This is a genomic window from Acinetobacter sp. YH12068_T, assembly GCF_024606005.1.
Taxonomy (GTDB): Bacteria; Pseudomonadota; Gammaproteobacteria; order Pseudomonadales; family Moraxellaceae; genus Acinetobacter; species Acinetobacter amyesii.
Genome location: NZ_CP094555.1, coordinates 1009386 through 1025118 on the forward strand (window position 1 = coordinate 1009386; position 15733 = coordinate 1025118).

At 40.2% G+C, this 15733-nt stretch carries 13 protein-coding genes; 6 read left to right on the forward strand and 7 right to left on the reverse strand.

The window, feature by feature from the left end; translation table 11 throughout:
* Positions 1-15: 15 nt before the first annotated feature.
* The 4 genes from MST18_RS04960 to MST18_RS04975 are packed head-to-tail and all read right to left on the reverse strand — an operon-like array spanning position 16 to position 4933.
* Positions 16-1134 carry an ABC transporter permease gene (locus tag MST18_RS04960; protein WP_180132918.1) on the reverse strand — a complete coding sequence of 373 codons (1119 nt, stop codon included), beginning with the start codon at positions 1132-1134 and terminating at the stop codon, positions 16-18.
* The gene (locus MST18_RS04965; RefSeq protein WP_180132917.1) at positions 1131-2261 is read right to left on the reverse strand and encodes an ABC transporter permease; all 1131 of its coding nucleotides are present in this window, start codon (positions 2259-2261) and stop codon (positions 1131-1133) included. The genes MST18_RS04960 and MST18_RS04965 overlap by 4 nt, the downstream gene beginning before the upstream one ends.
* The gene (locus MST18_RS04970) at positions 2261-3424 is read right to left on the reverse strand and encodes an HlyD family secretion protein (protein ID WP_180132916.1); all 1164 of its coding nucleotides are present in this window, start codon (positions 3422-3424) and stop codon (positions 2261-2263) included. Before MST18_RS04970 ends, MST18_RS04965 begins: the two co-directional genes overlap by 1 nt.
* Positions 3425-3445: 21 nt before the next feature.
* Positions 3446-4933 (reverse strand): TolC family protein, encoded by a 1488-nt coding sequence (locus tag MST18_RS04975; RefSeq protein ID WP_180132915.1) that lies wholly within the window; start codon positions 4931-4933, stop codon positions 3446-3448.
* Positions 4934-5281: 348 nt separating this feature from the next.
* Between MST18_RS04975 and serC the strand changes: the two genes are divergently transcribed.
* Positions 5282-6361, forward strand: a complete 1080-nt coding sequence (serC, locus tag MST18_RS04980; protein ID WP_180132914.1) for a 3-phosphoserine/phosphohydroxythreonine transaminase — start codon at positions 5282-5284, stop codon at positions 6359-6361.
* A gap of 604 nt (positions 6362-6965) precedes the next feature.
* Here the strand turns inward: serC and MST18_RS04985 are convergent.
* Complete coding sequence (locus MST18_RS04985; RefSeq protein WP_180132913.1) at positions 6966-7898, reverse strand: hypothetical protein; 933 nt, start codon at positions 7896-7898, stop codon at positions 6966-6968.
* Positions 7899-8147: 249 nt separating this feature from the next.
* On the opposite strand from MST18_RS04985, the gene MST18_RS04990 reads away from it, so the two are divergent.
* Together MST18_RS04990 and MST18_RS04995 are read left to right on the forward strand one after the other, a co-directional pair.
* Positions 8148-8654, forward strand: coding sequence for a YaiI/YqxD family protein (locus MST18_RS04990; protein WP_180132912.1), 507 nt, complete (start codon positions 8148-8150; stop codon positions 8652-8654).
* 5 nt (positions 8655-8659) lie between these two features.
* Entirely contained in the window at positions 8660-9565 is a 906-nt protein-coding gene (locus tag MST18_RS04995; protein ID WP_111883935.1) for a DMT family transporter, read from the forward strand.
* Positions 9566-9572: 7 nt separating this feature from the next.
* Here the strand turns inward: MST18_RS04995 and MST18_RS05000 are convergent, their stop codons facing one another.
* On the reverse strand, positions 9573-10142 hold the full coding sequence (locus MST18_RS05000; protein ID WP_078192054.1) for a PilZ domain-containing protein: 570 nt from the start codon (positions 10140-10142) through the stop codon (positions 9573-9575).
* Positions 10143-10168: 26 nt separating this feature from the next.
* On the opposite strand from MST18_RS05000, the gene MST18_RS05005 reads away from it, so the two are divergent.
* From MST18_RS05005 to MST18_RS05015, 3 genes are all read left to right on the forward strand, one after another.
* A complete protein-coding gene (locus MST18_RS05005; RefSeq protein ID WP_078190389.1) occupies positions 10169-11404 on the forward strand; it encodes a lipoprotein-releasing ABC transporter permease subunit in 1236 nt (411 codons plus the stop codon).
* Complete coding sequence (gene lolD, locus MST18_RS05010) at positions 11397-12080, forward strand: lipoprotein-releasing ABC transporter ATP-binding protein LolD (RefSeq protein WP_180034388.1); 684 nt, start codon at positions 11397-11399, stop codon at positions 12078-12080. The genes MST18_RS05005 and lolD overlap by 8 nt, the downstream gene beginning before the upstream one ends.
* A gap of 106 nt (positions 12081-12186) precedes the next feature.
* Complete coding sequence (locus MST18_RS05015) at positions 12187-14646, forward strand: DNA internalization-related competence protein ComEC/Rec2 (protein ID WP_180132911.1); 2460 nt, start codon at positions 12187-12189, stop codon at positions 14644-14646.
* Positions 14647-14678: 32 nt separating this feature from the next.
* Here the strand turns inward: MST18_RS05015 and MST18_RS05020 are convergent, their stop codons facing one another.
* Positions 14679-15647: a lysophospholipid acyltransferase family protein gene (locus tag MST18_RS05020; RefSeq protein ID WP_180132910.1), complete on the reverse strand. Its 969-nt coding sequence runs from the start codon at positions 15645-15647 to the stop codon at positions 14679-14681.
* Positions 15648-15733: the final 86 nt, after the last annotated feature.

Here is a 15733-nt window from a genome sequence, read left to right on the forward strand (position 1 = left end):
ACAGCACAAACAGTTTTATCTTTTGGCAAACTTTAAACGCCAGACAGCAAGACATAAAAAAATCAGTCCAATACTTGTGAGGTAAAGCAGTTTAGGAATGACGATTGTTGTAGGTACACCCATCTGATTGAGTTGAATAAACATTTGAATGCCTTGAGTCGAAGGTAATGCTTGAGCAAGTATTTGCATCCATTCAGGCATAGCTGCATGTGGCCATGCCGTTCCCGAGAGTAGAAATAGCGGAATAGAACTAAAAACGATGACATGTCCTGCACGTTCTGGCAGGTCAAGAAAAGTTGCGAGATAGAGGGTCATCGCAATAATACAACTGAGGAAGATGGGCACAGCAATGAACATGCCCCAAAAATTTCCACCGCGTGGATAATCATTCAGCCAAAAGGTAAAACCAAATAAATAGAAGCACCCCAAAGTTCCAATGGTCAAAATACACAAGAAAATGCCAGCTAATTGTGTATAGCTTGGACGCCATGTGGTGTTTTGTCGATAGGTCGCAATCAGCATGCACAGACCCAATAAAATCGTCTGATGAATAATTAAGGGTGCAACCGCTGGGAAAATATAGCTGCCATAGCCTGAAAGTGGATTAAATAATGGAATCTTATGGATAGACAAAGCGGGGCTAAAATCGGATATGTTCTGGAATTTTTCTGCATATTCGACGAGGGCATTTTCCATCGAACTGGCTAAACCTAAGCCAATTTTTTGTGTCTTTAGAAAGTTTGCAGCACTGAGATATAAACCAATTCCACCGGTTTCACCACGGCGAATGCTATTTGAAAGATTACTCGGCAACAGTAAAATCCCGTCAGCTTGCTGACTTCTGAGCATATTTTCAGCCTCAGCAAAATTACCAGTCACAGCTTGAATTTCTACATTGGGACTATTGGCTACAGCACCAATAATCGTATTGGTGAGTATGCTTTGTTCCTCATCCACCACAATGATAGGGAGCGATTCTGCGTGTTCCGCTTGATAGGCAATAGGATAAAAAAAACTGTAAAGAAAAACAGAAAGCACTAAAGTGGTTAAAATCGAACTGTGCTTCACAATATCTTTAAAGGTTTGAATATAGTGTCTGAGCAAATTTGATAAAAATGACGCGATTACATTCATATGACTTGCTCCTTTAGTACTTTACGTAGAAAGAAGCTGGCAAGAACAAAATAGAACAGACAGTAAATGATCAGGGTGACAAGCGGTGTGATTGAAATGGAGATTGGGCTACCAATGACCCATTGTTCTGTTTGTAATTTGGCATAAGGCGTATAGGGAATAATATTGGCCCAAAACTTTGTAAACATCGGTGCGTTATTCAGCGGCAATGTTACCCCTGCAAAACTCAGTGATGAGCCACCATATACCGCAATAAAACCAAAAGACTTGGTGAGATCACGCGTTGCTAAAACTACGGTAGAGCTGATAAAGGCATAGGCTGTATAAAAAAACAATTGCCCGAGCAAAATTAGCAATAATGAACCCTGAACAAACCAACCTCGAAACACGATTAGCCAAAACATCCACGCCCATGTCCAAGCGGTAAAAATGAAAACATAACTGAGATTTTTAGCGATTAAAGCTTGAAAGACAGAAGTCGGTTTCACCCATTGATTTACAGTGCCATATTTGATTTCTTGACCAACCGAAAATGCGACACAGCAACACAGTAGTAAATGTAGAATCGCAGGAATCATGTAGGGCTCTAAATAGAACTCGTAATTTAAACCCGGATTGTATAAGGGTGAAATTTTGACATTGGGCGTCGGTGCATCAAGGTAGGGAATAGTATTTTCTAAATACTGATGACCACTAAAATCGGCCATGGCTTGCAGTGTACTCAGTAACATGGCTGATGAAATACTATTGCCGACACTAAAATAGCTTTGGTTATAGGCAATGCTGATTTCTGCATCTTTTGCTTGAACCAGTCGTTGCTCTGCACCAGCAGGAATATGAATATAGCCCCAAATGTGGGTTTGATTTATCAGCTTTTCAGCATCGTCCATACTAGGTGTAATGGTGGCTACTTTTAAAGTATGGTTGAGCTGCGCAAAATGAGTAATGTTATGGCTTAAACTGCTTTGATCTTGGTCTATGATCGCGATGGGTAAATGATCTGGTTTGCCTTGAGCAAACATATTAGTAAAGAGCAAAATCACAAGGGCAGGGGCAAGTGTGACCATACACAAGTCCCATTTATGCTGCATCAAATAGCGAAACTCACGCAGAATGCCCCTAAACATTATTTACGCTCTTCAATTTTAAACAAAACGCTCATACCCACTTTTAAGTCAGCAATCGGCTGAGCGGGTTTCAGTTGGATTTTAAAACTACGAATGTCATAGCCGCCCGTTTGTCGCGTGGTTTTAATCGTTGCAAATTCACCTTCGGCTTCTATGTGATCAATTTTAAAATCGGCAGATTTGTTCAGTGCGGGTATAAATCCATGCATGGTCTTGAGTTGATACACTTGAGCATACTGGTCTTCACGGACATTTAAGCTAATCCATAAGCTATCATCTTGAATCAGGCTTACAACGGGCACACCCATTGCAACTAATTCTGAAACTTTGCCATAGATTTTTGAAATAGTGCCATTGGAGGGTGCAAACAATTTGGTTTCAGCCTCAAGTGCATTGGCTTCAGCCAACGCGGCTTGCGCAATCTTGACTTGGGCATCTGCCGAGCTTTGTTGTTGCGGTGTACTGCCACGTTTTGCACGCGCATATTGTTGATAAGACGCTTCTGTCATTTGTGCAGCAGACACTGCGGCAGCTTGCATTTCATCACGGCGTTGTCGTGAAATCACACCTTCTTTATAGAGGTTTTGACCACGTTGGTATGTGGTTTGCGCCAATTGTTGCTGTGCTTTTAGACTTTGCCAATTGGCATATAAACTATCAATATTTTCTTGTTGAGAGCCACGTTCAGCTGTGGATTGCAGTGCTTGCGCAGATTGGAGTGCAGCTAAAGCCTGTTGTTTCTTTGCATCGACTTCGGGGCTGGTTAAACGAACCAGTGCTTGACCTGCTTGTACTTTTTCACCGTCATGCACATATATTTCTTCAATACGACTAGGTACTTTGGTACTAATGTGGATGGTTTCAGCCTCAACTCGACCTTGTAATTCAACCTGCTTGGGCTGATAACTTTTCCATAAGCCAAATGCAATCAATGCCAAAAGCAGAACTAAGACAATGCCAATCACGAGCTTGATCAAAGCAGATTTATTGCGACTTTGCACTGAGCTTTTTTTCGTCTCTGCATCAGTATTGGTATTCACTTTCTTTGGAGTATCCTCAGCAGTATTTGCTGTAGACGAAACGTTTGAACTCGAGACATTGGATTGGGATGTTTCAGCATTCGCAGAGGCATCTTCTTGGTGATCAGTTGGTTCCTGATTCATATTGTTTCCCCTCGGCTAAACTTAGCGAATATAGTCGGTGTGTGATTGATTGATATAGCTTTGGAACTGGTCAATGCTCCCGTGACTTTGTAGCAGTGTTGCGAGTGACATCACGTATTTATAAGCATTGAGCGCCATTTCACTTTGTAGCCCACTCAGTGCATTTTGTGCATCAATGACTTGTGTGGCTGTTCCCATATCTTCCTTAAATGAAAGTTGTTGGATTCTTAAATTTTCTTGTGCGGCTTTTAGATTTTGCTGTAACAACAGGTGACTTTGCTGAGCGCTGGTGACTTCATTAAACGAGCTATAAATCAGACTTTCAATTTCTTGTTTGGTACGTTCAGTCATTAACTCAGAAGCATAGCGTTGAAGTTCAGCGGCTTGTATGGATTTGTTTTTTTCAACACCTGAAAATAAGTTGTAGCGAGCGGCAACACCAACGATCCAGTTTTGTTTATCGTCAAGACTATATTCACCAAAGGCAAAGACGTTGGGTTTTTTTGCTGCGCTTTGGGCTTTCACATTGGCACCGGCCAATTGACTGTCCAATTGCATTTTACGTACCAAACTAGACTGATCCTGATAACTTTTCAGCAAGGCGGTTATATTTTGATTGTGTTGCTGATTGATAAATAATGGCGTTGAAAGATCAGTAATTTGGCTGCTTTGCATTAAGTTGTTTAACTTAAATAAGCTAGAGCGAAAATTCGCTTCAGTATTTTGAAAAGTTCTGAGCGCATTATTCTTCGCCACTTCAAATTGCATACGCTGGCCTTTGCTAATGAAACCCTGTTGTTCCATTTTGAGTGCATTGGTATAGTGTTGTTGCATCGCATTTAAATTGAAGCGGCTGCTTTCGACTAATTTTTTTTGTAATTGAGCATTGAAGTAGGCTTGGATTAATTCAAAACGTTGCACATCTTGTTGTTGTTCACTGCTTATCGCGCTGCGTTTGGCTTGGATATTGGCAATTTCCTTGGCGCTAGACGTTAACCCACCGGTATACAGCGGCATCATTACGGAAACGGTAGGGCGGATCACTTGATCATCTAAGACCACTTGGGAAGAATCTGGAATTAATCCGACACCATCACGGATTGGCTGTTGCAGACTGTCTTTTAATGGGTCTGCCAAATCACTCGGTAAGCTTTCATCAATTTTATTATTAATGCCATTACTCAGCGTTTGTTCTAAGTTATTTTTTAGGGCACCGAGAGGAATATCGAGTTCATTATGAAAGGCATAGGCACGGACGTTTAAATCCACACGAGGTAAACCAAGCCCTTTAATGGCCTGAGCTTGAAGTTCGGCAGATTGTTGTAGCGCTTGGTTGGCCTGAGTACTATACGAACTAGTGAGTAGACTTTGTTCTGCTTGGCTATAACTGATACTTTGCGCAAGTACGGTGGGGCTAAAAAAGCCACTGAAACAACCAAGGCCAAGCAGTAAACCTGAACGAAATGTATGTTTAATTTTTATAGAATAATCTGTTCGAGGTAACGGCATAAAAACACACTCACAGCTAGGATGGGTTCATTATAGTCATTGTGATGAAGTTGGGTAAATTCACTAAGTTGTTGTATTGTTTCATATACATATGTAAATAAATTTTATCTTTGCAGCGCACATCATTTTTCGCACATCAAGACCTTAAATTAGCATCAATTCAAGGGATAAAAAATATCAGTAAATCTAATAATTTGAATTAAGAAGAATTAATTTTGATCTTTATTGAAATTTTGACTTCAAATGTCAGACAGCATTGGAATATTTTCAGCTTTAACTACTGCAAGCACGCGTCAGATATGGTTAAATGCCATCATTTTATTGTGTTTCACTTTGAAAGGAAAACTCATGCGCGCGTACAACTTCTGTGCTGGTCCTGCTGCATTACCCACTGCCGTTTTAGAAAAAGCTCAAGCTGAAATGCTTGACTGGCAAGGCAAAGGCCTTTCGATCATGGAAATGAGCCACCGTAGTAAAGACTATGTTGCTGTGGCAGAGAAAGCAGAAGCTGATCTTCGTAAGCTGATGAATATTCCAGACAACTATAAAGTGTTATTCCTTCAAGGTGGCGCATCACTTCAATTCTCTGCGATCCCATTAAACCTATTGGGTAAAAACAGCAAAGCAGACTATATCCACACTGGTATTTGGTCTGAAAAAGCGTTGAAAGAAGCACAGCGTTATGGCGACATTAATGTCGTTGAAGCGGGTACCACCATTGACGGTAAACTTGCGATTACTGATCAAAGCACTTGGAACTTATCTGATGATGCGGCTTATGTGCATTATGCAGATAATGAAACCATTGGAGGTCTTCAGTTTGCCAACATTCCTGAAACAGACAAGCCATTGGTTGCCGATTTTTCATCAAGCATTTTATCTGCACCATTAGACGTCTCTAAGTTCGGTTTAATCTATGCAGGCGCTCAGAAAAATATCGGTCCGGCTGGTTTAACTTTAGTGATTATTCGTGATGATTTATTGGATCAAGCGAAAGCAGATATTCCAAGTATCTTGAAATATTCAGCTCAAGCGAAAAATGGTTCAATGGTGAATACACCATCAACTTATGCATGGTACTTATCTGGCCTTGTTTTTGAGTGGTTACTTGAGCAGGGTGGTGTAGACGCAATTTATAAAGCGAATATGGCAAAAGCTGAATTGCTTTATGGTTATATCGATTCAAGCGATTTCTATGCGAACCCAATTGCAAAAGAATTCCGTTCAATCATGAACGTACCATTTACTTTGGCGAACCCAGAATTGGAAAAACAATTCTTAAAAGAAGCTGAAGAAAACCACTTGCTGAATTTAGCTGGTCACCGTTCAGTGGGTGGTATGCGTGCAAGTATTTATAATGCTGTTCCGCTAGAAGGTGTTCAAGCACTGGTTAACTTTATGGAAGACTTTGCAAAACGCAACGCATAATCCTAAAGACATAAAAAAACCGGCAAATGCCGGTTTTTTTATTGAATAGATTAAAAAATAAACGTATGTAAAACGTATGCACAAATCAGCATACCTAACATAAAAAATAAGCAGGACATTGGCTCGATTTGATATCGAGATTCCATGTGATGGTCAACTTGCGATAAGTTTTCTTCTTGCACGACTTTCATAGATATTCTTTCCGATCTATTTATCGTTAATTACTATTTCTTAAACGCATTTTTAACATAATTATTTGATTAAATAAAGTACTATCTGCCGTAAACTTACTAAACTATTTAGTTTATTTAAAAATAAGCAACTGAATTGATAAATTTAGTTTCATAAATTTCCTATCTTATTTATTTATATTAGATTTTTATATTTTATCCTTTGCAGATGGATTTATTTAGCAGCATTATTTTGAATTTAATATTGTGGATAAGTTATTTTAATTTGAATTTAAAAATAGAATATATTGACTGGCTTGTGGATAAAAAATAATCAATCATTTAAATATTCAGCGAATACACATGATTAGCGAGAAATAAAAAAACCGCACTGAGGCGGCTTTTTTATGTGAAATTGGTTTTTTCAATTTAAATTAGGCAGATTTTGCGTAAATATTGGCTTGTATCCACAAGTTGCCACGAATATATTGCCCAACATTGAAATCTTTATGCTCCGGATTTCGTGTTGCAACACGAACAATCACCGCTTCTTGGTTTTCTTCGTGGATTAAGGTCACATCATACAGCGTATAGTCTTGCTCTTTAAATTGCATGGCAGTTTTGCCAACAATATGCCCTTGGAACCATGCTTCGTCTTCTTGTCCGAGGTTTTCACCATATAGGTATGCAACCATTTTAGAAAAATCGACGGTGACTGGTGCTTTGTCATCTTCAGACTTTGGTTGCCACGCTTTAATTTGTTCGTGTAAGTCTGCAGGGGCAACACCGTTGTTTGCTGCCAATATATCGTTTAAAGCACGATGATGTTTAATCGATGCAGGATCGTCAACGACAAGCTGTTCATGTTCTGCGACAGCTTCGAGTTCATAGGCCCAAGCATTGAGTTGCACACTGTAAGTTGCATCTTTTTCATATTGGTCATGATTGACGCTATATAAACTATCAAAAGCATACACACTGGTATTTGCGCCTAAGTCGAGGCAAAGCACAGCTTGTGTATTGGATTTACAGGTAATAATACGTTCAATGGTGGCTTTGGTTTTATATGGGCTATCAAAACTTGGAAATGCAGTTTTAACGGCTTTAGGTTTATTATTTTCTACCGCAATCACTTGGCACAGTTGAATCGAAGCTTTTGATGGACCTTGAATCAGCCAGGTACTTTGATCCATATCAGATTCTTGTGCGCATAAGCCCATCGGCATAATGGGTGCATCCAATGCCTGACCCAGCCAAACTGGTACATCCGTTGTCGGGTTGCCGGTGAGCAAATTCCAATGTTCAACATGACTACCAAAAGTTTGATCTTCAATAGTGATAATTTCAGGGCTATTTTGTTTTTTCATATGCACAATTGATATTGGGTTGGTTTCATAATTAATAAATCGAGGGTTATTTGAAATTTTCAAGTCACCGACGCCATATTTATCATGAAATCATGCATAAAAAATGTTTTCAGTAGGATTTAAATGTAAAAGCATTGGAAAATAAGCCCAAGTTGGACTCATTTTGCAGCTTTTCGATTCTCATGATTAGAGAAATGTAGATCCATTCAGCGGATGCAGATCCCCAAAATGTCATGTAGATTTGTTACTATGAGTCATGTTTTAAAAGTGAATGGAAATTCAGTGCTGCCATTTAAATTATGGGTGGATGCAGATGCGTTACCACGCATTTTACGTGATGTGATTATTCGGGCTTCTGATCGTTACCAGTTAGAAGTCACTTTTGTCGCCAATCAAAATGTTGGGATAACGCCTTCGGTGCGGATTAACTCGATTCAAGTCATGAGTGGGGCAGATGCAGCGGATAAAGAAATTATTCAGCGCATGAAAGAGCACGACATCGTGATGACACAGGATATTCCACTTGCTGCTGAAGTGATTGAGCGGGGCGGTATAGCGATACATCCTCGGGGTGAGATTTATACCACAGCAAATGTCAAAGCACGTCTACACTTACGCGACTTTATGGATACTTTACGGGGCGCAGGTGTGCAAACCGGTGGTCCAGCCCCGATTTCAGAACGTGATAAGCGCGAATTTTCTAGTAGCTTAGATCAAACCATTCAAAAGCAAAAACGTAAAACGGCGCAGAAGTAAAAACCATGCCATCTAAAACAAATCTAGCGACGACCTATGCGTTGTTGGTGTTCATTTGGTCGACCACGCCACTTGCCATCGTTTGGAGTGTCAGTGATATCAATGCGTTTTGGGCACTGACATTACGCTTTTTTATCGCATTACCCTTGGCTGTCGCATTATTGTTTATTTTTAAACATAAACTTCCGATGGATAAAACCTCGCTGCACAGTTATTTGGCGGGGGCATTTAGTTTTATTGGTTCTCAGATTTTTACCTATATGGCAACGGCCTATCTCAGCTCAGGCATTATTGCCCTGATGTTTGGTTTGGCACCAATTATGACGGGGCTGATCGGTCGTTTCTTCTTTCATACCTATCTGCATCGCTTGCAATGGATGGGGATGTTGATTGCCGTCTGTGGTTTAGCCATTATTTGCTTAGGCGGCAGTGATCAGCACGTACAGCCTGTTGGCATCGTCTTAATGTTAATGAGCGTATTCGTCTACTGTATGTCGATTTTTTGGGTGAAAAAAGTCAATGCGCCATTGCAGCCCATGTCTCAAGCCACGGGTTCGATTCTTATCTCAGCACTATTTTCTGCTGCAATGCTACCTTTTATTTGGCAGTATGCACCGACACAGATGCCTTCGACCAAAGCACTCATTGGCTTATTTTATGCAGTGATTATGGCTTCATTGATTGCAATGTTTTGTTATTTCAAACTGGTACAAAACATCAAGGCGACAACTTTGTCTTTAACAACGGTACTCACACCCATGCTTGCTATGCTCTTTGGTGCTTTACTGAATGATGAAAAATTATCATTGATGGTTTTACTTGGTGCTGTGATTCTATTATCAGGCTTGTTTGTTTATTTTTATAAAGATTTTCGGGCGAACAGAGAGCTCGCCCACAAATTAAAACATTGATTAAAAATCACTCTTTGTTTTGGGTCAGTGCGATACACTCTGCAAGTTTGACGCGGTCTTGAGGGAGCAGTGTGATAAAATAGGCACCCGTACGGTATAAGTTGCTTTCTTCTTCACGGCTATAAACCACTTGCGCAGTTGCCGCAATATGGAAGAAATTTTCAGGGTGGCTTAAGGTCACATGGATATAAGTACCTTCTTTAATCGCGCGTTCGCTAAAAAAGCTCAAACCAGTCTCTGAAAAATTCACATGCTCAGGCACTGGTAACATGCTTTGTACAATTGCGTCGTATAAAGAACCCGTAATAAGGTTTAACTTTTGGTTAAATAAGGATAAGATTCGAGCAATTTGTTGATCTTTCTCAGCTAATTGTTCTAATTCGTAGTTGAGTGCATGATCAAATTGATCTAATTCAGCAAGTAGTAGAAAATAGCGCGGCAATACAAAATTAGGATCGTAAGGATCATTCAGTGCAACATCATCAGAGATAATCTGATAGTTGATGCGCAAAGCAGCATCGATACGCGACATTACACGGCGTTCAGTTTGAACGCTTTGATGCTGTAAGTTTTCCATAATATATTACCTCGGACTAGATGGTTATGTTTAAACCAATCTCGCTGTATATAGGGTTGAGATACACTCGCGCTCGGCGCAGTAACCACTTTATTTCTTTTATTGCTCTGGTATCCATGATCGGCCTCACGCTTGGTGTGGCAGTCCTTATTACAGTTTTATCTGTGATGAATGGTTTCGATCGTGAGCTGAAAACTCGTGTCTTAGGAATGATACCTCAAGCCACTGTTTCTTCAACACAAATTTTAACAAATTGGCCTGAACTTGCAAAAAAAATTGAGCAACATGAGCATGTTCAAGGGGTCGCACCATTCACCCAATTACAGGGAATGTTGACGGCACAAGGTCAAGTGTCTGGCATTATGGTCAGTGGGATTGAACCGCAGTATGAAAAAAAGGTATCAATTATCCAAGACCATATGGTGGAAGGCAGTATCGATAACCTGAAAAAAGGTGAGTTTGGTATTGTGCTTGGCAAGCAAATGACAGATGCCTTGGGCTTAGGTTTAAATGACAGTGTGACCTTGGTCCTTCCTGAAGCAACTCCTTCGCCGGCTGGGGTCGTTCCGCGTTTTAAACGATTTAAAATTGTGGGTATTTTCAGTATTGGTGCAGAGGTTGATTCGATGATGGGCTATGTGGCCCTGAACGATGCGTCAACTTTATTAAGACTGCCAGATGGTGCACAAGGCATCCGTATGAAGTTGGATGATATTTTTGCAGCACCACAAGTCTCTCAAGAAATTGTGCGTGATCTACCAGCAAACTTCTATGCTTCAGATTGGACTTATACACACGGCAACCTGTTCAGTGCGATTCAAATGGAAAAGGCAATGGTAAGTTTATTGCTGTTCCTGATTGTATTGGTTGCAGCATTTAATATCGTGTCTTCATTGGTGATGGTGGTCACTGATAAAAAATCCGATATTGCCATTTTGCGTACACTAGGCGCTTCACCGGCTACAATCACACGGATCTTCATGGTGCAAGGTACAGTGATTGGGGTGATTGGTACGGTGTCTGGGGCAATTTTAGGGATTATTGCTGCATCTAGTATTAGTAATTTAGTTGGTTGGTTGAATACAACACTGGGCTTAAATATGTTTGATGCTTACTTCATCAACTATTTACCGTCTTATTTAAGATGGCAAGATGTTGTGGTGATTGTGTCCTTATCATTGGGTCTTAGCTTTATCGCGACTATTTATCCGGCTTTACGTGCAGCTAAAGTTCAACCTGCAGAGGCTCTACGCTATGAGTAATTTAGTTTTAGATGCCCAAAACATTACCAAATCTTTTACTGATGGTAAGTCTACAGTCGATGTGATTCGTGGACTTTCATTACAAGTCAAAGCAGGTGAGTTTGTTTCGATTGTGGGGTCAAGTGGTTCTGGTAAAAGTACGTTGTTGCATGTATTGGGTGGCTTAGATCGTCCAACATCGGGTCAAGTGATGATTAATGGTCAACGCTTTGACACTTTAGGTGAAGCAGAGCGTGGTTATATTCGTAATGAGCATTTAGGTTTTGTGTATCAATTCCATCACTTGTTGCCTGAATTTACCGCCTTTGAAAATGTGGCAATGCCATTGATGTTACGTAAGTCGAGTAACTTCAAAGAAGTGAAGCAGCAAGCTGAATATCTTTTGGAACGCGTAGGACTTTCCCACCGCATGACGCACAAACCTGGTGAGCTTTCAGGCGGTGAACGTCAACGTGTGGCTTTGGCTCGTGCATTGGTAGCAAGACCTAAGTTGATGATGGCTGATGAGCCAACAGGGAACTTAGACCGCAAAACCGCGGTGAAGATTTTTGAGTTGCTATCTGAGTTGCGTAAAGAATTTAACATGGCCATGTTAATCGTGACCCATGATGAATATTTAGCTCAATCTGCTGATGCGATTTTGCATATGCAAGATGGTTTATGGGTAGATGACTAAGCGCTAAATTGATTTTGTAAAAAATTAGTGGATTAAGATTGTTTGATTGAAGCTCACCTCGGTGGGCTTTATTATTGCCAGCACATAATAAAAATAATGACGACTCATGTTACAAAGTTTTTGTATTGGCTGGATTTTAGGTATTTCTTTTATGGGTTTCATGTTTTGGAATCCACAACTCTCGACAACTCAGTTGCTTTTTATTGTCCTGATTTGGCTAGTGCTACAGCTCTACATTTCACCAAAACTAAAAAGTATCTTTTCGAAAATCTTACAGCTCAGTACAAATCTTTGCATAGGTTCAATTCTCGGTTTTAGTTTCGCCAATACTCAACTCGATCAGCGTTTGGCATTGGTTGAACATCAGAGCAGACAAGGCGAGTTTATTGCGTATATTCCACAGATCAGCCAACTCAAAGACCAAGCAATTCAGCAAAAAATTGAAGTGCTCAATGTGAATCAGCAGATTCAATATTTTATGGCGTATTTACCCAAGTCAATTTTGCAAAATAATGAACAGACGATTCAGTTGGTCCCTGGACAATACTATCGTATGTATGGTGAGTTAAGACCTACCCAAAGCTATGTGACCGAAGGTGCATTTGACCAAGAAAGGTGGAGCATACAGCAAAATATACATGCCAGTTTAAAGGTGAAGTCGGTGGAATTAATACCACCTCAACATATGACTGCGATGGGCTATGGGCAGCAGTATCAACGACATCAAGGTGTGCTACACCAGTTAAAAATAAAAGTCGAACAACAACGTTTATATTTAAGAGCGTTTATATACCAACAACCTCTGCAGAATCATGGCTTGCTGTTAGCGCTGCTTACAGGTGATAAAAGTTTACTCACTGAAGGCACCAGTGAATTATTTCAACGCTTTGGGATGAGTCATTTACTGGCGATCTCTGGTCCGCATGTACTGGTTTTTGCCAGCATGCTCTGTTGGGCGATGCAGTTAAGTATCCGTAAATATTGTCCCAAAATTTATCTCAAGTGGCCCAAACAATATGTATTGGTCGTGCCCTTTATCTTCTGTGTCCTTCTATATTGTTCATTTACCGGTTTTGAAATACCGACGCTGAGAACACTGACGATTTGCCTTGTTGCAAGTAGCATGCTTTTGTTACGACAAACCATTCAGCCTTTTCAACTGCTGATTTTTAGTGCCGCTATTTTATTGCTAGTGGATCCATTTAGTATTTTATCCGCGGCATTTTGGTTGTCTTATGGTGCATGCTTTATTTTACTGCGGATTTATCAAACCTTAAGGAAGCATATACTGGCTCAAACAGAAGTCAGTTTTTGGCAAAAGTTAAAACATTCAATGTGGTTGATGGTGGAATCACAATGGAAAATCTTTGTCGCTTTATTTCCATTGATGGTGATTTTTTTCAAGCAAGTGACTTGGATTAGCTCACTAAGTAATTTATTTGCCATCCCGTGGTTAGGGGCAGTGGTGGTTCCTTTAGATATCATCGGAGGGGCACTTTCTTATATTTCGACTCCTCTGGCGCAATTGGTTTTTTTATTCAATGATCTGTGTTTAGAGATATTGCATGTATTTCTCTATGGCTTAGATCGACTCTTTGCACCACAAATGCAAGATGTCGCATTGACGTCAACTCAGATCGTACTGTTGATACTCGTCATAGTAATCTTATTTTTACCTGAAGGAATCTTGCCAAAATATTGGGCGGTCATTGCCTTTTTTACTCTGTTTATCCCATGGAAAAATTCAGCAAATTTTCAGCTTTCAATTTTAGATGTGGGGCAAGGGCAGGCGATCTATATCCGTTCTGTAGATCATCATATGATGGTGGACTTCGGTGGAAACTATGATGAAAGTCAATTTAGTGTCGGGCAAAATATCATCCGGCCATTTTTGAGTGTGAATGGAGTTCATCGACTAGATCGGGTGTTATTGACTCATTTAGATCAAGACCATAGCGGTGGCTTTTTCTCATTGGAGCAACAGCTTGATATTGGGCAGCTTTCAAGTAATGAGCGGGTACAAACCATAAACCAAGCTCCACAGCGCTTATGTCAGCGTGGTCAGCAGTGGAATTGGGATCAGCAAGTCTATTTTGAAATACTCTCGCCAAAGCCTGAAGATCTGACAGATGCCAAATGGAATGCCAATGAACGTTCTTGTGTTCTATATGTCACGGTCAAAGACGTCAATGGGCCACGACATTTTCTATTGATGGGGGATGCGGGTTGGGAGACTGAATATCAAATATTAAGTGATTATCCAGACCTAAAAGTCGATGTCTTGGTGCTCGGACACCATGGTAGTCGGCACAGTTCATCCTATGCGTTTTTAAACCATTTTAAGCCCAAGTTGGCGATTGCTTCTGCAGGGCGCTTTAATCGTTATGGACATCCTGCAAACATGACCCAAACACGCCTCAAACAATTAGACATTCCACTCTTGCAAACTGCACAAAGTGGAAGTATCCATTTCAAGCAAAATAAACAGCAAATTGAACTAATTGAAGAGCGGACAAAGTATAAATGGCTCGATCTATATCGCAGGCTATCTAAAGAATCCGAATAAAGAAACTCGCTCAAGGGCAAGGCGTGAAGATGTTATTCAGCCACTGTCATTGTTTGCTGCTGTTGATATTCCTCACGAATATCGTGGATTCGTTGAGCCGCCTCTTCGTCACTAATATTGTATAGATTTCTCAATTTTGGATTGGCTTTAAAGCGTTTATAGCTCCAGTGATAATGCTCTGGATAACGATGAATTAAATCTTCCACTGCTTTAAAGATAACCATCGAGCCATCATCTGCATTGCCTTGATAAATGTTCTCATCGATAGGTTCGATATGCATATCAAAACCATGATTATCGTTACGAATGGCATATAGTAAGAGCGCACGTGCTTTGGTTTTTTGAATTAGTTTTGCACTTAAGTTACTGGTTTTTAGTGGAATACCAAAGTATGGAATCATTTCGCCGCCGGCATTAGGGGTATGGTCTGGCAAGATCACAGTCGTCCCACCTTGTTTTAAGGCTTTGAAAATCTGACGTACACCTGATTCATCCGTAGGAACCAGTATTGCTTGCTCACGGCTTCGAGCAGCACGGACAAAATTGTTGGCAGATTCGCTTTTTACCGGCTTGTACATGATGGTCATTTGAGTGTACTGCGCAACCCATGCATTCATGATTTCCCAAGTACCAAAATGTGGTACTACGAGTACAACGCCTTTTTGTAGGGCGAGCGCTTCATGTAAATATTCAGCGCCATGTACGTGATGAATTCGTTGAATATTTTTTTCTGTACTTGCACCCCAAATGTTAAAAAATTCAAAATAAGAACAAAGTTCGTTTCGAATCGCTTGTTTAGTGAGTTGAATGCGAGCTGACTCTGATAATTCAGGCAATGCAATTTTAAGATTGCGTTGAATCGTAGAGTAGGTTTTAGAGATTTTTAAAACATTGACTAACCCAGCCAAACCTTTTGCAATTAATCTTGAAATTTGAATAGGTTGACGGCTGATAAATTTTAACAGGTGATATGTGGTGTCCTGTGAATTTTGGTCGGTCATCTTATTTAAGTCTGAAAGAAATGAAAGAAAATTTAAAATAATTATAGGGGAAAATGAATTGATTAGACAGTTATAGCGATTAGCGT

Coding starts and splice junctions, on each gene's coding strand:
- MST18_RS04960 (WP_180132918.1), bottom strand. CDS start 1,134: ATGAATGTAATCGCGTCATTTTTATCAAATTTGCTCAGACACTATATT.
- MST18_RS04965 (WP_180132917.1), bottom strand. CDS start 2,261: ATGTTTAGGGGCATTCTGCGTGAGTTTCGCTATTTGATGCAGCATAAA.
- MST18_RS04970 (WP_180132916.1), bottom strand. CDS start 3,424: ATGAATCAGGAACCAACTGATCACCAAGAAGATGCCTCTGCGAATGCT.
- MST18_RS04975 (WP_180132915.1), bottom strand. CDS start 4,933: ATGCCGTTACCTCGAACAGATTATTCTATAAAAATTAAACATACATTT.
- serC (WP_180132914.1), top strand. CDS start 5,282: ATGCGCGCGTACAACTTCTGTGCTGGTCCTGCTGCATTACCCACTGCC.
- MST18_RS04985 (WP_180132913.1), bottom strand. CDS start 7,898: ATGAAAAAACAAAATAGCCCTGAAATTATCACTATTGAAGATCAAACT.
- MST18_RS04990 (WP_180132912.1), top strand. CDS start 8,148: ATGAGTCATGTTTTAAAAGTGAATGGAAATTCAGTGCTGCCATTTAAA.
- MST18_RS04995 (WP_111883935.1), top strand. CDS start 8,660: ATGCCATCTAAAACAAATCTAGCGACGACCTATGCGTTGTTGGTGTTC.
- MST18_RS05000 (WP_078192054.1), bottom strand. CDS start 10,142: ATGGAAAACTTACAGCATCAAAGCGTTCAAACTGAACGCCGTGTAATG.
- MST18_RS05005 (WP_078190389.1), top strand. CDS start 10,169: ATGTTTAAACCAATCTCGCTGTATATAGGGTTGAGATACACTCGCGCT.
- lolD (WP_180034388.1), top strand. CDS start 11,397: ATGAGTAATTTAGTTTTAGATGCCCAAAACATTACCAAATCTTTTACT.
- MST18_RS05015 (WP_180132911.1), top strand. CDS start 12,187: ATGTTACAAAGTTTTTGTATTGGCTGGATTTTAGGTATTTCTTTTATG.
- MST18_RS05020 (WP_180132910.1), bottom strand. CDS start 15,647: ATGACCGACCAAAATTCACAGGACACCACATATCACCTGTTAAAATTT.